The 15472-nt window shown below is 36.2% G+C and carries 16 protein-coding genes and 1 other annotated feature; of the genes, 10 read left to right on the top strand and 6 right to left on the bottom strand.

Features of this window, described 5'->3' with window-relative positions; genetic code table 11:
- Positions 1-526: 526 nt before the first annotated feature.
- The 3 genes from MT489_RS14400 (at position 527) to MT489_RS14390 (ending at position 3088) form a co-directional block, all read left to right on the top strand.
- Entirely contained in the window at positions 527-1918 is a 1392-nt protein-coding gene (locus MT489_RS14400; protein ID WP_244682259.1) for a glycoside hydrolase family 76 protein, read from the top strand.
- Between the two features lie 196 nt (positions 1919-2114).
- Positions 2115-2285, top strand: a complete 171-nt coding sequence (locus MT489_RS14395; protein WP_244682258.1) for a hypothetical protein — start codon at positions 2115-2117, stop codon at positions 2283-2285.
- A 161-nt stretch (positions 2286-2446) separates the two neighbouring features.
- On the top strand, positions 2447-3088 hold the full coding sequence (locus MT489_RS14390; RefSeq protein ID WP_244682257.1) for an O-methyltransferase: 642 nt from the start codon (positions 2447-2449) through the stop codon (positions 3086-3088).
- Positions 3089-3222: 134 nt separating this feature from the next.
- Here the strand turns inward: MT489_RS14390 and MT489_RS14385 are convergent, their stop codons facing one another.
- The gene (locus MT489_RS14385; RefSeq protein WP_244682256.1) at positions 3223-3849 is read right to left on the bottom strand and encodes an SdpI family protein; all 627 of its coding nucleotides are present in this window, start codon (positions 3847-3849) and stop codon (positions 3223-3225) included.
- Positions 3846-4127, bottom strand: coding sequence for an autorepressor SdpR family transcription factor (locus MT489_RS14380; RefSeq protein WP_244682255.1), 282 nt, complete (start codon positions 4125-4127; stop codon positions 3846-3848). Before MT489_RS14380 ends, MT489_RS14385 begins: the two co-directional genes overlap by 4 nt.
- A 238-nt stretch (positions 4128-4365) precedes the next feature.
- On the opposite strand from MT489_RS14380, the gene MT489_RS14375 reads away from it, so the two are divergent.
- The 3 genes from MT489_RS14375 (at position 4366) to aspS (ending at position 7501) form a co-directional block, all read left to right on the top strand.
- A complete protein-coding gene (locus tag MT489_RS14375; protein ID WP_244682254.1) occupies positions 4366-4860 on the top strand; it encodes a DinB family protein in 495 nt (164 codons plus the stop codon).
- 38 nt (positions 4861-4898) lie between these two features.
- On the top strand, positions 4899-5789 hold the full coding sequence (locus tag MT489_RS14370; RefSeq protein WP_244682253.1) for a PhzF family phenazine biosynthesis isomerase: 891 nt from the start codon (positions 4899-4901) through the stop codon (positions 5787-5789).
- A gap of 99 nt (positions 5790-5888) precedes the next feature.
- Positions 5889-6098 (top strand) — a binding site (T-box leader).
- A gap of 104 nt (positions 6099-6202) precedes the next feature.
- Positions 6203-7501 (top strand): aspartate--tRNA(Asn) ligase, encoded by a 1299-nt coding sequence (gene aspS / locus MT489_RS14365; protein WP_244682252.1) that lies wholly within the window; start codon positions 6203-6205, stop codon positions 7499-7501.
- A 64-nt stretch (positions 7502-7565) separates the two neighbouring features.
- Here aspS and MT489_RS14360 read toward each other — a convergent pair whose 3' ends face one another.
- Positions 7566-9710 (bottom strand): bifunctional metallophosphatase/5'-nucleotidase, encoded by a 2145-nt coding sequence (locus MT489_RS14360; protein ID WP_244682251.1) that lies wholly within the window; start codon positions 9708-9710, stop codon positions 7566-7568.
- A 326-nt stretch (positions 9711-10036) separates the two neighbouring features.
- On the bottom strand, positions 10037-10528 hold the full coding sequence (pssA, locus tag MT489_RS14355; protein ID WP_244682250.1) for a CDP-diacylglycerol--serine O-phosphatidyltransferase: 492 nt from the start codon (positions 10526-10528) through the stop codon (positions 10037-10039).
- Positions 10529-11048: 520 nt separating this feature from the next.
- Between pssA and wrbA the strand changes: the two genes are divergently transcribed.
- From wrbA to MT489_RS14335, 4 genes are all read left to right on the top strand, one after another.
- Positions 11049-11660 (top strand): NAD(P)H:quinone oxidoreductase, encoded by a 612-nt coding sequence (gene wrbA, locus MT489_RS14350; RefSeq protein WP_244682249.1) that lies wholly within the window; start codon positions 11049-11051, stop codon positions 11658-11660.
- Positions 11661-11869: 209 nt separating this feature from the next.
- Complete coding sequence (locus MT489_RS14345) at positions 11870-12235, top strand: VOC family protein (RefSeq protein ID WP_244682248.1); 366 nt, start codon at positions 11870-11872, stop codon at positions 12233-12235.
- 130 nt (positions 12236-12365) lie between these two features.
- Positions 12366-12839, top strand: coding sequence for a glutathione peroxidase (locus MT489_RS14340; protein WP_244682247.1), 474 nt, complete (start codon positions 12366-12368; stop codon positions 12837-12839).
- A 66-nt stretch (positions 12840-12905) separates the two neighbouring features.
- Positions 12906-13049 carry a hypothetical protein gene (locus MT489_RS14335; RefSeq protein ID WP_244682246.1) on the top strand — a complete coding sequence of 48 codons (144 nt, stop codon included), beginning with the start codon at positions 12906-12908 and terminating at the stop codon, positions 13047-13049.
- Positions 13050-13435: 386 nt separating this feature from the next.
- Here the strand turns inward: MT489_RS14335 and MT489_RS14330 are convergent, their stop codons facing one another.
- Positions 13436-14554, bottom strand: coding sequence for a sensor histidine kinase (locus MT489_RS14330; protein ID WP_244682245.1), 1119 nt, complete (start codon positions 14552-14554; stop codon positions 13436-13438).
- Positions 14551-15237: a response regulator transcription factor gene (locus MT489_RS14325; RefSeq protein WP_244682244.1), complete on the bottom strand. Its 687-nt coding sequence runs from the start codon at positions 15235-15237 to the stop codon at positions 14551-14553. Before MT489_RS14325 ends, MT489_RS14330 begins: the two co-directional genes overlap by 4 nt.
- Between the last annotated feature and the right edge of the window lie 235 nt (positions 15238-15472).

Below are 15472 nucleotides of genomic sequence, written 5' to 3'. Positions count from 1 at the left end.
TATTTCTCTTCTTGATAATAACATATAATATATTTTTTAACCGATTTGGGGAAATATCCTAAAGCTGGCATTTATTCTGAAAGGGATTCTGATTCGAAAGAAATGAATATCGAAGAAAATAATACGCTTTTTATATAGTTCTAGATTAGCTAGGTTGAGTATTGATACAACTTTTAAAAGAAATAGATTATAAGAGCAAACTACTATTCTCATAGCTAGCACATTTTTAAATCCCACTTATTTTTAAATTCTGCTATAACGTTGCTCCTAACGTACGTGATTGCGTGACTTTCTACGGACTTTTAATTGAAACGATGGCACTATATACAGTTCTTTTTATATTAATTACCATTATATATAGATAAACTATCAACCATGGACTCTAACCTCAAAACGATAGCGCTTAGTTATGTAAGCGCCAACTAAAAAGGGAGTGGATAACTTCATGGTGTAAAAAGTTAATACGTGCAATATTTCGCTTACTAAACGTACTCGTATACGAACAAAAATTTAGGAGGAAAGAAATATGGCCAAAAAAATTTTTTCACTTTCACTAATCTTTTTATTGATGTTAGGAAGCTCCACCTTTGCAAGTGAAAATCATAACGAGGCAAGCTTTGAATGGGGAGATAAAGCTGAACTAGCTCAAACTTCCTTATTCGAATATTATTGGAATGAAGAGACAAGTATGTTCAATAATGCCTACGAATGTAATAATTGCAATGGTCAATTTCATTATTGGTGGCTAGCACATGCTTTGGATACACTGATTGATGCATACGAACGTACGAATAATGAAGTTTATTTAGACAGATCAAAAGCTTTGTATGAAAGTATTTTAAAAAGAAACAATGGAGCCATTACCAATCATTTCTATGATGATATGTTATGGATGAGCTTGGCTTTGTTTAGATTATATGAACATACAAATGATCCGAAATATGAAAATGCAGTATTTACCTTGTGGGATGATATTAAAACTGGTTGGAGTGATCAATTTGGTGGGGGAATTGCTTGGAATAAGTCGCAGTTAGACTATAAAAATACCCCATCAAATGCTCCGGCGGTAATATTAGCTTCAAGGCTCTATCAGAAATACAGAAATCCAGATGACTTAGATTGGGCAATTAAAATTTATGACTGGCAAAAATCAACTCTAGTAGATCCTGAAACGGGTTTTGTCTGGGATGGCATTAATCGTACTGGCGATGGCAAAATAGATAAGAATTGGGAATTCACCTATAACCAAGGGGTTTATATTGGGGCGGGTGTTGAATTGTATCGAGCAACAGAAAATAATGAATATCTTGCCGCTGCCATACAGACAGCTGAGACGGGTATAAAAAGACTAGTAGGAAATAATACTACGAATATCTTAAAAGATGAGGGTGGCGGAGATGGCGGCCTGTTTAAAGGGATTTTAGTACGCTATCTAGGTGGATTAGTTAAGGCAGATCCGAATCAAAAAGATATTGCACAGTTTCTAATAAACAATGCTAAAAGTGCATGGAACAACAAATTGGCGGATGATAAGATATTATTCGGCTCTTCCTGGGAAAGAACACCTAGCTTGAACCTTGATCTTAGCATCAATTTAAGTGGAATGATGCTTATGGAGCAGGCTGCCATTATGGAAAAGCTGCTTGCTGAGCCAGTATCGATTTCACTTTTAAATGAGCAATTGAACGGGTATATCGCAACCAATGATATTAAAGGACCGCTTGTACCTATATTGTTAAGCTCCGTTAAGCAAGCAGAACACCATTTAGAAAAGGGTAGAGTGGAGCAAGCGATAAAACATTTAGAAAACTTTCAAAAACATTTGCACCATGAAGCACATCGAAACTACCTTTCAGACGACGCAAATAATCAATTGACTATTACAATGAACCTTTTATTGGAAGAATTAAGTAAATGATTTAGAAAACTGAATTCTCACAGTTTGTTTGTGAGAGCTCAGTTTTTTATTATATTTTGGCCAAATCATTAAGTTGAGGATACCTTGATTAGGGCAAAATCATATTTCATTGTTAAACATCATATTCTAAAGATACCCATAGACGTTATGTATAGAAGAAAGGAGCTATTATTAAAAATTAAAGATATTGAGATTGGTGAACATTATCGTAGTAACAGTTATAAGGGAGAAGATCATTCATCATCATGGACCAAAAATCTTTCGCATTGGGAGGGCCATTGCTTTTTTAGATATGATGAAACTTAGGCCTTCAACCATTAAGCAACAGCTAGGTGAACCAGAGTTTCAATCGATTCATCAAATTTAAGTAGGTGAATTAAAAAGTTATAGATATAGTCCTTAATGAATATAATAAATAATTTGAAATACATGAAAGTAAAAAAATCGGAGAAGCATGATATTGCAGTGGATAAATCAATGCCTTAGAGTCGGAGAATTTAGACGATAAAGAGAAAGGAATTGAATTAGATGAAACAAATTAACAGTTATATAGATTCGGTGTTTCATAATCAAGATGCTCTTTTGGAGGATGTTCTTTTCTCAATAAGAGAAAACGGAATGCCTTCCATTTCGGTTTCTCCCTCTTCTGGAAAACTTTTAACGATGCTCGTATCCATTTCCAAGGCTAAAAACGTTCTGGAAATTGGAGCTCTTGGTGGCTATAGCGGGATCTGCCTTGCCAGAGGGTTCGGTGTGGAAGGGAAATTGACATCTCTAGAATTAGAGGAGAGATATGCTAAGTTGGCATATAGCAATCTATCAAAAGCCGGTTTTGGCGAACAAGTAACATATTTAACTGGACCTGCTTTGCAAAGCCTTGAAAAGCTTGTTGGGGAAAGTAAGCGATTTGATTTTTTCTTTATTGACGCTGACAAAGAAAATTACGTTAATTACCTAAGATGCTGCATTACACTTGCGGAACCAGGTGCGCTAATTGTTGCTGATAACGTCCTTGCAGGAGGTAGTGTAGCAGAGCAGTCTTTAAATCCTAAATATTATACGGAAATAATGCTAAGATTCAATGAAACGGTGGCCAATCATCCCCAATTAGAATCCATGCTTATTCCAATCGGAGACGGATTGACTATTTCAAAAGTAAGAAATAAATAAAGAAATGAACTGTAAAGGTAAGCAAAAACACTGAGGGGAAGTTCGGACGAATTTATTTCGATTCCGTTCTTTTTTTGTTACATTTATAAGGTTTCTCCCTCCATTAAAAAAACTCCCGATTTGGGAGTTTTAGTTTATATTTTCACGAAAAAATAATAAGAAGAAAAAACAATAAGTCCTAACAAAACGAATATAGAAATGAGCACGTAGTAAACTTGGATAGCTGCTGGAATAACTGGAACTAATAACATCAATATACCTAAAACGACAAAAACCTTTCCTCCAAATCTATGGGTTTTTCTCCAAACATCTTCATTCGCTAATGTCCATGGTGTACGAATGCCAATAAAGTAATTAGGTTTGAATTTTGGACTTAAGTTCCCTATAAAAATGAATAATAATCCTATTAACACTGGAACTACATATTTGGGATTGATTATTCCTAAGCTGCTCGCAATATTAGCGATTTGAAATAGGAATAGGAACAATATAATGCCATTTATAATCCAAAAATACGTACCTTCGAATCGTGGGTAATTGTTCTTCCTTGGATCAATTTTTGGCAATAATAATCCCAAAATATAAACGCCAAGCGTAATTCCCGGAAAAACAAAAGCCGCGTAACTTTTATCTGCAAAGTCATCTGGTACACCTTTATAATTCCAATGCATACCAATTTGTTCTGGCAAAAATGGATAAGAAATACAAGTTATAAAAACTATGATAACTAAGATAATTAGTCCAAACCAATGTCTTTTCATTTTATCGACTTCTCCTCATCGTCTTTGTTTAACAAATCCATAAACCAAGTAATAACATCCTCGAATACACTTGTGTTTAAGGAATAAATAACTTGTTGCCCCTTTTTTTCTGAATCAACCAAGTTTGCTTGTTTTAATAAATTCAAATGATGTGAAATGCTTGGCTTTGTCATGTCAAAATGATCCGCAATTTCACCTGCAGTTAAGTCCTGCTTTTTAAGCAAGTGTAAAATTTTACGTCTGCTTGGATCGGACAACGCCTTGAAAGCATCATTCATTTCAACCCCTCTTTTCCTATACAATCGTAATTGAAAGTTATTAATTAGGTAATTAGATAATTATCTAAATATATAATAAGGGAATTTTACTAAGAAATCAATCGATTTGTTGTGGGAATATACTGAGATATTACTCTAATTTCAATAATTCCCAAACTTTTAAAGAGGATAACTTGTAACATTAATAGAAGTAAAAGAAAGATTGAACTAAAAACTAAAATAAAGAGGTGGACAAAACATGATTCATGCAAAAGAAGTTTTAGCCGAACAGTTGTTAGCAAATGCAAATGATCCTAGTTGGTATTTGCCTTTTTCAGAAGCAGTCGACGATTTGTCTGAAGAAGAAGCGTTTTGGAAGCCTGATAAAGATTGTAACAGTATCGCTGAGATTGTTCAGCATTTGCTGTTTTGGAATGAAACTTGGCAAACTAGATATATAAAATCTGATGTAAATGCCGTGCCTTCAATAGAAGATAATAATAAAAGTTTTGTCATCCCAGACAATAAGAGTTTTATTGATTTAAAAGATGAATTATTAAGGGTTCTTTTGCAGTGGTCAGATTTACTTACAGAAGAAAAAGTTGAAAGTGAAGTGCATGGTTTCCCTGAGCCTGCTCAGTGGTGGGCTGTTCTTGGAAATGTAGCAACACATAATGCGTATCATATTGGTCAAATCATTTATATTAGGAAACTCCAAAAAAGCTGGAAAGTCGGATTACTCGATGATATTTAAAATGAGCATATGGTAAATATAGAACAGGAGATTTTGTCATGCAAAAAGTGTACGTAAAACATATTGATGCGTTCAGTTCCATTCCGGGAAAAGGGAATCCAGCTGGGGTCGTACTGGATGGGAATCATTATACTGAAGAAGAAATGTTGGCAATAGCGGCGGCAGTCGGATTTAATGAAACATCTTTTGTCGTTTCTTCGGAAATTGCTGATTTTAGAATCCGTTATTTCACACCGGGACATGAGATGAATTTATGCGGACATGCGACAATGGGAACGGTGTATGCATTAAGAATGAACGGTTTATTAAAACAATCCAATATTACAATTGAAACAAAAGCAGGCGTATTGCCTACCCATATTCATGAAGAAAATAATAAACTACTAATCACAATGCAGCATGCAAAGCCTCAGTTTCAAACATTTAGTGGTTCAAAGTCTGAATTAGCAGCTGCAATTGGATTAACTGAGGAAGATCTGCATTCCAAATACCCAATTGTCTATGGCTATACAGGAATATGGACGTTGATTGTACCTGTTAAAGAACTAGCAAGCTTTAAAAAAATGGTTCCTGCAACAGAAGATTTTCCGAGTGTTTTATACGAAATGCCAAAAGCTTCTGTACATCCAATATGTTTTGAAGTGCTCGGCGAGGGAAATGATATGCATGCTCGTCACTTTTCGTCTCCTTTTTCAGGAACGATTGAAGATGCTGTTACTGGAACAGCTTCAGGAGTGATGGGAGCATATTATAAAACTTTTGTTAACGAAAATATCAGTTTACCAACAACGTTTATAGTTGAGCAAGGGCATGAAATGGAAAAAGACGGACTTGTATATGTGCATGTAAATGGAGAACACGGAAACCTAGATATATCTATTTCGGGTACTGCTGTTTACGTAAAGGATATTGAGGTCGAAATAGAATAAGTTATATACTTTTTTAGACTAATTGTTAATAAATTCGAAAGAGTTCCAAAAAATATCTTGCATTCTTAAAGAAAAATGAATAAACTACTATACAATATATAAAAAGTGTTGATCAGGAAGAGTACTCATGCAAGGGTCTACAGAGAGCAATCGATTGCTGGGAAGATTGCGACACCGCATGTTGGAAAGACACCTGTGAGCGTAGCTTTGAACGTGATGATTAGTAAAAGCAAACGGTGCCTACCGTTATCAGGTCTAAGTGGTCATTTTGACAATTTGGGTGGTACCGCGGAAAAATCCGTCCCTATTTTTAGGGGCGGATTTTTGTATTCTTTAAAGGAGGTGAGTGGCCGTGGATGATGACGATGACAATGATAATGTAAATAATTTAAAAAATATAGGAGGAGAAAATAATGGATCAAACATTAAAGCGGTCACTCATTCGTGAATGTAAATCATCTAGTAAAGAGGTTGTTTTACTGCAAGGTTGGGTGAAAAAAATCCGTCATTTGGGAAATCTTAGTTTTTTATTATTACGTGACAGAACTGGCGTCATTCAATGTGTATTAGAAAACGACTTAGCAGGATATAAGGTAGATGTAGAGAGTGTTGTTGAAATTATTGGAGAACTAGTGGAAACGACAAAAACGGAATTAGGGGTAGAAGTACTTGCAAAAGAAGTGAAGGTGTTGAACACTTCAGACCGACTTCCTTTTGAAGTGAATAAAAGAAAGCTGCAAGTTGGATTGGATCAAATGTTGAATGAACGAGTAATTTCCCTTCGACATGAACGAGTGCAGGCCATTTTTAAGGTTCAATCCACCTTCGTACGGGCATTTAGCGAATTTCTAATAGAGAATGATTTCACGCAAATATTTACACCTAAGATTGTTTCACAAGGAGCGGAAGGGGGAGCGAATGTATTTAAACTCCCATATTTTCAGACAGAAGCGTATTTAGCTCAGTCTCCACAATTTTATAAGCAAATGATGGTTGCAGGTGGACTGGAACGTGTTTTTGAGATTGCTCCTGTTTATCGTGCGGAATATCACAACTCTTCTCGTCATTTAAATGAATATATTTCATTGGACGTAGAGTTCGGCTTTATCCGAGATTTTCATGAAGTGATGAAGTTAGAGTCAGATGTTTTAAGATATATGTTTAAAAAGGTAGCGCAGAACTGTGAAAAAGAATTAAGTCTTTTAGAAGCTACTGTACCTATCATTACGGAGATACCGAAGATAACATTGACAGAGGCCCAACAAATATTGAAAACAAGGTATCGAAAAGAATCAGCCGTAGGCGATTTAGATACAGAAGGTGAAAAGTTACTTGGAAAATATGTGAAGGAAACATATGGCAGTGATTTTGTGTTTATTACACATTATCCAAAAGAATCGAGACCTATGTACACGATGTCGAATAAAGACAATCCTAGGATTACAGATTCTTTTGACTTGCTATACAAAGGATTAGAAATTACATCAGGAGCACAAAGAATTCATGAATATAATATGCTAATTGCTTCATTTGAAGAAAAAGGATTACATGTAGAGGATTTTCAGTCATACGTTAATACATTCCGATACGGCTGTCCTCCACATGGCGGTTTTGCGATAGGACTAGAAAGATTAATATATAAGTTCTTGGAACTATCGAATGTTCGCGAAGCAAGTGCGTTTCCAAGAGACTGTACACGTCTTATACCATAAAAATAGAAAGAATCTTCGTAAGGATTACGAAGATTCTTTCTTTATAAGGATTTGGATAGACTAACTAACTTGCTAGTAATGACGGGAACTCGTCCCCGCTACTAGCTGTTTGGTGTTCAACGATGTATTGAAGCATGAACATAATTTCTTTTTTATCCAGTTCATCCAAGTCTTTATTTGAGAGCTGGCTAATACGCAAGTAAATTCTTTCTAGAGATTGGTAAGCTTTATCTTCTTTACCTTTTTCAATAGTCTTACTCACGTTTTCCAATTGGGCAATAAGGGATGTTTTAATACCTTTATCTCCTTTTGCTTGTTTCACTAAAGTAATCGTATTATCGATTGTTGCAGATGTAATGAATACATCAAGGATTTTCGTTTCGGAAACATTATGCACTTTATCTTTCGCACGATATTGAATGGAGTTTTTACCTTTTTTATTTAGAGTAAGCCCCTCTTCATATCGTTTCCAAGTGACGCCATTATCCAGGCTATACTCAATATGCGAAACTCCGATTCCTGCATCTGTTGCTTCCAAGGTTACTGTAACATCATGAAGATAGGAGCCATCTCTGAAGTCGGCCTCACGTATTATCGCATCTGCCAGTTCAGGCGCCAAGTGGTCTTCCGATATTCTTCCGTCCGCAACATAGTGGATTGGCCCATTAAAGCTTTTCACGAAATTTACAGTCGCTTGTAAGTCTTCAGGTCCTTGAACAGGATTTTTTCCATATTGGCGAATTTTATATTTATCAGTCGCATGTTCATACATATAATTGTTGACGGTAAGCGTATAAGTCCCATTTTTATCAATAGGCGTTCCATCTGGAAGATAGATATTCACTACTTTATTTGTGGCACTATCCCATGTATAAGAGAATCCACCGATAGAGACGTCTGGTCCATAGGATGATATTTGGGCATTTAAAATAGGTTCCAATGCTGATCCTGGAATGGTGACCGTAATCAAAGTGTTATTAAATGGCTGGATATTGAAAAGGTCCTCCCACGTAATTTCGCCTTTGTCCAGAATGTCACGGATTCCTCCGCCGTTCATTAAAGCAAAATCAGACTTCATTTCATAATTCATTCCGTCTGCAATTAAGTTTCCTAGAGCATTGTCACCAATGATGCCTTTTATTGGGTAGCCTCCATCCATTGGAACGGCAGCAAAACCGACTACTTCATTCAAGATGGGTCCAACCATTTCTTTATATTTGGCTAAAATAGCACTGACTTCGGGATCTGGTGTTACGCCTTCTTGAATAACATCAACGATTTCTGCGCTTTTTTCAACAATATCACCTGTAGAAAGATCAATTTTTAAATCAATGTCTGCAAAGGCTTTTCCATATTCCCAAGCTTGTACAATAAGTTTGTTATCTACGATTGCATTGAGTTTCACATGGTTATGTGCAGCAATTATGACATCTACTTCTTCATCTGTTTTCTTCGCTAAGCTTGCAATTTGACCAGTCGCTGTTTCACCGCTTTGATTTCCTGGAACATGTGCTAAAACAACAATTGCTTTAATCCCTTGTGCTTTTAGCTCCTCTGTATATTTATTGACAGCTGCTGCTTCGTCCGTGAAACGGATATCTTGAATACCAGATGCCATCACCATATTAGGAGTTTCAACCGTGGCTATACCAATAAATCCAATCTTAACTCCGTCTACTTCTTTAATGGCATACGGGTCAAATACAAGCTTTCCAGTATCTTTGTATTCCACATTAGCGGCAACAACAGGAAAGTTCATCCCTTTGTATCCTTTTGTGCCGTTTGAATGATCTCCGCCGTGTATCATCCGAAGGAGTTCTTGTGTACCCTCATCAAATTCGTGGTTACCCACAGTACCTATATCGAATCCGATCGAATGCATGATTTCAACAGTTGGTTCATCTTGTAACAAGGCTGAAACCGGCGAGCTTCCACCGATCATATCTCCAGAATGGACGATTAGCGTGTTGCTTGGATTGATTGCTTTACGGGTTTTTAAGTATGTAGCCAAATAATCAGCACGCCCATAATTCACATTATTAACTGTTCCAGTTACATCAATCTTGCCATGTAAATCGTTCACAGAAAGTAATTTAACAGAAACTGTGTCTTCTGCATGTACACGAATGGAAAGACTGGAGAATATCGGTAGAAATAGAAGGGCAATAACTAGTAAATTTATTAACCTCTTAAAAACTATTTTTCTCATTATTTCGCTCCCCTTACTTTATTTTGACGTCCCAATTATAAGCAGAGGATTTATTAAGATGGTTAACTTTATGTTAATTTTCAATAAAACAAAGGACTTTTTCATAAAAATAAATCATTTTTCCTAAGTATAATCACTCGCAAATAGTTCCATAGTTTCATTTCATAATTATCCAAGGTAAAGAAAAATAAAAGGAAACTAATTATCTTAGTAGTGCAGGCTTGGTGTTTTTTTAATAATACAAAAAATAGTTAAACCCAAATCCTTAACTTAAAGGTTTGGGTTTAAGCTTATGTTTAATAGATTTTTTTAATGGATTTAATAAACTAAAATTTTTTCACCCTTATTGGACTGACCATTAAAAGAGCGAGGATTAAAGTAATCCATACATTGCTATATAAAAACAATCCCATTCCGGCCAACGGTAATCCGGCTGCTGGAATGGGTAATCCTCGGAAATAGCCAATAGTAGGTTTAACACTAAATTTAGCTAATCTTAGGGCACCCATCGTTGGAAAAAGAAAAAATGCCAAAGATGCTAAAACGGATGGTTGTGCTAACGAATGGAATAAGAGTGCAGGAGCGACACCGAAACTTACAATGTCAGCCAAAGAATCTAGTTCTACGCCAAATTCACTATTCACTTTTAGTTTTCTCGCAATCCTTCCGTCAAAAAGGTCCAAAATAGCCGATATAAAAATTAAAATAGAGGCTGTTTGATAAAAACTACTCATATTAAAAGTAATTGAAAGTACTCCACATAATAGATTACCGATAGTGAATAAATTAGGTACAACTTTTGCTATATGATTGAACAATGTTGTTCCTCCTGACGAGAACTATGCTCCATATTTTACTAGCATTTTCTAATTGTTGTATTGTTATTCCTGGCATTTTTAAGTGGAAAAGTTAATTCAACTACTTTTTTATTTATTGTATAGCGTTTTACGATAAGTGCCGAAAACCAATAACAGGACATCATATATACCGATTGGAAATTTCGATGTAGACTTATTCACATACCCTATTGATTTAGTGTTATTCATAATTAATGTGTAATTGATGATAATTTCTATCTAATGGTGTTTTAAACCACGAAAGAACATCAGAAGTTATAGTTTAAAAACGCAACTTTTTTAAACTATAATTAAGCGTGGGTTCACTTCAGATATTATCTGTGAAATGGATGGACTGCCTGGCGAGATATTAAGCATGGTATTACCGAGAAAAATTTTAAAAAAGTGCTAATTTCCCCCTCATCTAACTTTTATAGGAATAGAAATTGATTATAAAGAAAAAATACAATTGCTATGAAAATTTTCTAATAAGGAGAAAAAAATGACTAACGTAAAATTAGCGATTGTTTTTTACAGTATGGGTGGGACAAACTTTCAATTAGCGAAATGGGCTGAAGAAGGTGCAAAGGAAGCAGGTGCTGAGGTAAAAGTTTTAAAAGTTCAAGAATTAGCGCCAGATTCTGTTATTCAAGGAAATGAAGTATGGAAATCAACAGTAGAAGCTACGAAAGACGTTCCAGTAGCGACTTCAACCGATTTAGAATGGGCAGATGCTATTATTTTTAGTACTCCTACACGTTTTGGTAACATTGCTTCTCAAATGAAGCAGTTCCTTGATATTCAAGGGGGGCTTTGGGCTTCCGGAAAAACAGTTAATAAGGTTGTAAGTGCTATGTCTTCCGCACAAAACCCGCATGGTGGACAAGAGGCAACAATCTTAGCTTTATATACTTCTATGATGCATTGGGGAGCCATTATAGTACCTCCAGGATACACTGACCAAGTATTGTTTGGTGCAGGAGGTAACCCTTATGGTACGACTGTTACTGTAGGACAAGACGGTAAAATGATTGATGATGTACAAGCTGCTGTAAAGCATCAGGCCAAGCGCACCGTTACTGTAGCAGAGTGGGTTAAAAAAGGAAATCAATAAAGTAATTTTCATAAACCTCTTAGGACAACATTTCTTCCTAAGAGGTTTTTTTAATGATTTCCTTAATTTTAGAATTTATAAAAAATTACTATATTTTTTACTTTTGATTGTTTACTATAAATAATATACTAACGTTTCATAAATATTTTAATATTAGATACTATTTATTATCTGAGAAAATAACTTATTAATAAGGGAATGATTAGAAGATGGAAACTAAAAAAAACATTGCTCCATATATTGGTTCAGTATTTGTACATGTTAAAGACATGAATCGGGCTTTTAATTGGTATGCAAAATTTCTAGGAGTATCTGTTCCTCCTGGACCATATGATAAAGTTTTTTCGTTGCAATTAAGTAATCTCACATTATTACTTGATGCTCATCGTTCTGATCACTTCCAACCTTCTGAACACCCGTTGTTTACCTTTTCAACAGATGATATTGATAAGACTTACAATTTCCTAAAAAATAATAATATAGTTATCATAGGAGAAATAGAGCGTTTCCCTGACATATCATTTGTAACAATAATAGACTCTGAGGGAAACCAAATTATGATAGTTCAGGAATAATGATATTGAAAGCTCCGAATTAAAAATACATGGTCGCCAATGAAGGTAGAATTATTGCCTTCATTTTTAATATGTTTATTTAAAGAATCCCATTGCTTGGGAAAAAATCAATATGGAAAGAGGGGGAACAATGAGTGTATATCAATTTTCTGCAACTTTAATGAATGGAGAAGAAAAGTTATTAAGTATCTATGAGGGAAAGTTGCTCCTTATTGTAAATACGGCAACAAAGTGTGGATTTGCTCCTCAGCTAAAAGAACTCCAGGACCTATATGATAATTATAAGGAGAAAGGTTTTGAGGTATTAGGCTTTCCTTGTAATCAGTTTATGAATCAAGAACCTGGATCAGATGAGGAAGTCATAGAAGCATGTCAGGTAAATTACGGAGTTCAGTTTCCTTTATTTAAAAAGGTTCATGTAAGGGGAAAGGATGCACATCCTCTTTATAAATATTTAACAAGCGAATCAAAAGGATTTGTAACTTCTGATATTAAATGGAATTTCACTAAGTTTCTAGTTGATAGAAATGGAGAAGTGATTAAACGTTATGCTCCAACGATATCACCATCTAAAATTGAGGAAGACATAATAAAAATGATATAAGGTTTCTTCAACAATAGGGGAAACCATAAAAATGTTTTTAGTATTACAATAAATGGAGGAGCTATTATGATGATTTTTATACTTATCACAACCATCTTAGGTTTTGTTGCAGTAGTAAATCGTCTGGATAATATATATAAGCAAAATAAGATAATGATCGAAATTCTAGAAAATACACTTGATGAATTGTCTTCTCAAGAGAATGAATAGCCACGAGTTTTTACGAAAGAGATCGAATATATTGAAACCCAGTAGAAACAAGCTATCAATGAGATTAAACATGTAGCTAACGACTCGAGATCCTTTCTAGTACCGTTAATTGACACAACAGCTAAATGCTAAAAAGAGTACTTAGAAATGACCACTAAAAAATATATTAGCCTACCACCGTTATTTCTTTATAGAAAGATAGATTAATATATAAGTTTTTAAAATAAATAACCTCTTAGTAGAGGTTATTTTTAATGGTCAATTGCAAACCTTTACAAGTCGGGGTGAAGTCTCTTTTTTACTTAAAAAACCATACTTCTCAATGGTTCAGATTAAAAAAATGCTCATTAATAACACATATTTTAACCAACAATATTTTTGGATTATCATATATTCAAAGGCAAATAAACGGTAAATGTCGTACCTCGGTTAGGCTCACTTTCGACACGGATGAACCCCCCGTGGGCTCTAACAAGATGATGAGCGATAGATAACCCGAGCCCTGTTCCGCCTGTATGCCGCGAACGGGCTTTTTCTACGCGATAAAAACGATCGAATAGGTGTGTAAGCTCTTCAGCTGGAATGCCGATGCCGGTGTCTTTCACTGAGACACATGTATAGACCTTATCCCCATCCTGAACCTTGTCTTCAATTACAACCGAAATCTTTCCTCCTTCCGGTGTGTAGCGGATTGCATTAGTCAACAAATTGATGAACACCTGCGTGATCCGTCTCGCGTCCGCCATCACCGTTACCGGCCTAGTATTCGAGTAGTAGCTCATTTCTAGTCCGTTCTCTATAGCCTCCATTTTCACATCATCAACAATTTGTTCAAGTCTTTCCGACAGATCAAGCGGTTTGAAGTCCAATCCCAACCGGCCGGTCTCAGCCAATGACAAGATATGAAGATCTTCCACAAGCAGGCTTAAACGGATCACTTCGTCTTGGAGTCTAAGCAGCATCTCCGGAGGGACGTATTGACCAGTTTGTTGAGCATTTTCTAATTTTAGCTGCATGATAGAAAGCGGAGTACGAAGCTCGTGGGCGACATCAGCTACCAATCGCCTACGGGCTTCCTCAGCTTCCCGGAGACGAAGTGTCATATCGTTGAATGCCTGGATTACTTTACCATATTCGTCTTTTGATTGTACAGGAACTTTCACGTCCAAATCCCCCTGAGCAACGCGTACGATAGCGGCAACGAGCTTTCTAAGTGGGATTGTCAGCACCCCTGAAACCCAAAAACTGAAGAACAAACCGGTTACTACGAATAATACCCATTTTTCAAGCCACATTTGTTGCATCTTACCTAAAAAGTAAGTCTTCAAGATTTCGATTTGTTCCCCTGGCGTAGTGTTCAAATAAGATGCACTGATTTCTTCCTTACGAAATTTATCGAACAAAGACTCCATGTAAAACTTATTGGTAAGGATATGAGAGAAGCCGAGTATAAGCACGAGTAGTCCCGTGAAGACAAATATTTTTTGACGCACCGTCAACTTCATGATTGTTCACCGAAACGGTAACCGAAACCGTATACAGTTTGAATATAACGAGGATTGGCCGGATCGTCTCCTAGCTTGCGGCGAAGATTCCGGATATGGGAATCCATCGTTCTTTCATACCCCATATACTCGTCTGCTAGTGCAGTTTTTAATAATTGCAGGCGACTGAAAACCATTCCGGGACGTGCAGCCAAAGTGTACAAAATCTTGAATTCCGTTGGTGTAAGTTGTATCTCTTGGCCGTCCTTGAATACCTGACACTTAGCTTCGGAAATGGTCAGGTTGTCTCTTTCCAAGAACATCGGCCTGTCTTCGGGTCCGCGCAAGCGGCGAAGTAAAGCTCTAATACGTGAAGCGAGCTCGCGCAAACTAAACGGCTTCGTCAAATAATCGTCTGCACCGATTTCCAGCCCGACGATTTTATCTGATTCATCCGATCGAGCAGTGACCATAATAATACCGCAATGTGAGGTTTGCCTTATTTCACGGCACACGTCGATGCCACTTTTCTCGGGGAGCATCCAATCAAGCACAACGATATCTGGACGCTCAGACTGGGTAATCATGAGTGCTTCCTTGCCTGTGCAGGCGGTCAATACTTTAAACCCTTCACGTTGTAAATATGTGTGCATTTCCTCAAGCATGCCCGGTTCATCCTCCACAAGCAACAATTTCGTTTCCACTTCAATCACCTCTTTCCAGCTTAGTCTGCTTCTAGTTCGAGAATCACCACTTACCGAAAATTATACCTTTATTTAACATGTTCTTGAACAAATCCATACAAAAAGAGGAAGTTCTGCATAAGTTCTCCACATTTATTGTTTAAAATGACGTTGAAACAATAGAAATAGCTGGGATGAACAAGGAAGGAGAAGTGAATGAGAGAAATAGTCTCATGGTAAACGCAATATTAAATGT

Source organism: Lederbergia wuyishanensis, assembly GCF_022900255.1.
GTDB classification, from domain to species: domain Bacteria; phylum Bacillota; class Bacilli; order Bacillales; family Bacillaceae_C; genus Lederbergia; species Lederbergia wuyishanensis.
The sequence above is the reverse complement of the archived record's forward strand: the minus strand, read 5'-3'. Positions and strand labels throughout refer to the sequence as shown.

What these genes read in the sequence shown, in the direction of transcription:
- MT489_RS14385 (WP_244682256.1), bottom strand. Translation starts at nt 3,849, where the DNA reads ATGAAAAGACATTGGTTTGGACTAATTATCTTAGTTATCATAGTTTTT.
- MT489_RS14330 (WP_244682245.1), bottom strand. Translation starts at nt 14,554, where the DNA reads ATGAAGTTGACGGTGCGTCAAAAAATATTTGTCTTCACGGGACTACTC.
- MT489_RS14345 (WP_244682248.1), top strand. Translation starts at nt 11,870, where the DNA reads ATGGAAACTAAAAAAAACATTGCTCCATATATTGGTTCAGTATTTGTA.
- MT489_RS14400 (WP_244682259.1), top strand. Translation starts at nt 527, where the DNA reads ATGGCCAAAAAAATTTTTTCACTTTCACTAATCTTTTTATTGATGTTA.
- MT489_RS14360 (WP_244682251.1), bottom strand. Translation starts at nt 9,710, where the DNA reads ATGAGAAAAATAGTTTTTAAGAGGTTAATAAATTTACTAGTTATTGCC.
- MT489_RS14340 (WP_244682247.1), top strand. Translation starts at nt 12,366, where the DNA reads ATGAGTGTATATCAATTTTCTGCAACTTTAATGAATGGAGAAGAAAAG.
- MT489_RS14335 (WP_244682246.1), top strand. Translation starts at nt 12,906, where the DNA reads ATGATGATTTTTATACTTATCACAACCATCTTAGGTTTTGTTGCAGTA.
- aspS (WP_244682252.1), top strand. Translation starts at nt 6,203, where the DNA reads ATGGATCAAACATTAAAGCGGTCACTCATTCGTGAATGTAAATCATCT.
- MT489_RS14370 (WP_244682253.1), top strand. Translation starts at nt 4,899, where the DNA reads ATGCAAAAAGTGTACGTAAAACATATTGATGCGTTCAGTTCCATTCCG.
- MT489_RS14380 (WP_244682255.1), bottom strand. Translation starts at nt 4,127, where the DNA reads ATGAATGATGCTTTCAAGGCGTTGTCCGATCCAAGCAGACGTAAAATT.
- MT489_RS14390 (WP_244682257.1), top strand. Translation starts at nt 2,447, where the DNA reads ATGAAACAAATTAACAGTTATATAGATTCGGTGTTTCATAATCAAGAT.
- wrbA (WP_244682249.1), top strand. Translation starts at nt 11,049, where the DNA reads ATGACTAACGTAAAATTAGCGATTGTTTTTTACAGTATGGGTGGGACA.
- MT489_RS14375 (WP_244682254.1), top strand. Translation starts at nt 4,366, where the DNA reads ATGATTCATGCAAAAGAAGTTTTAGCCGAACAGTTGTTAGCAAATGCA.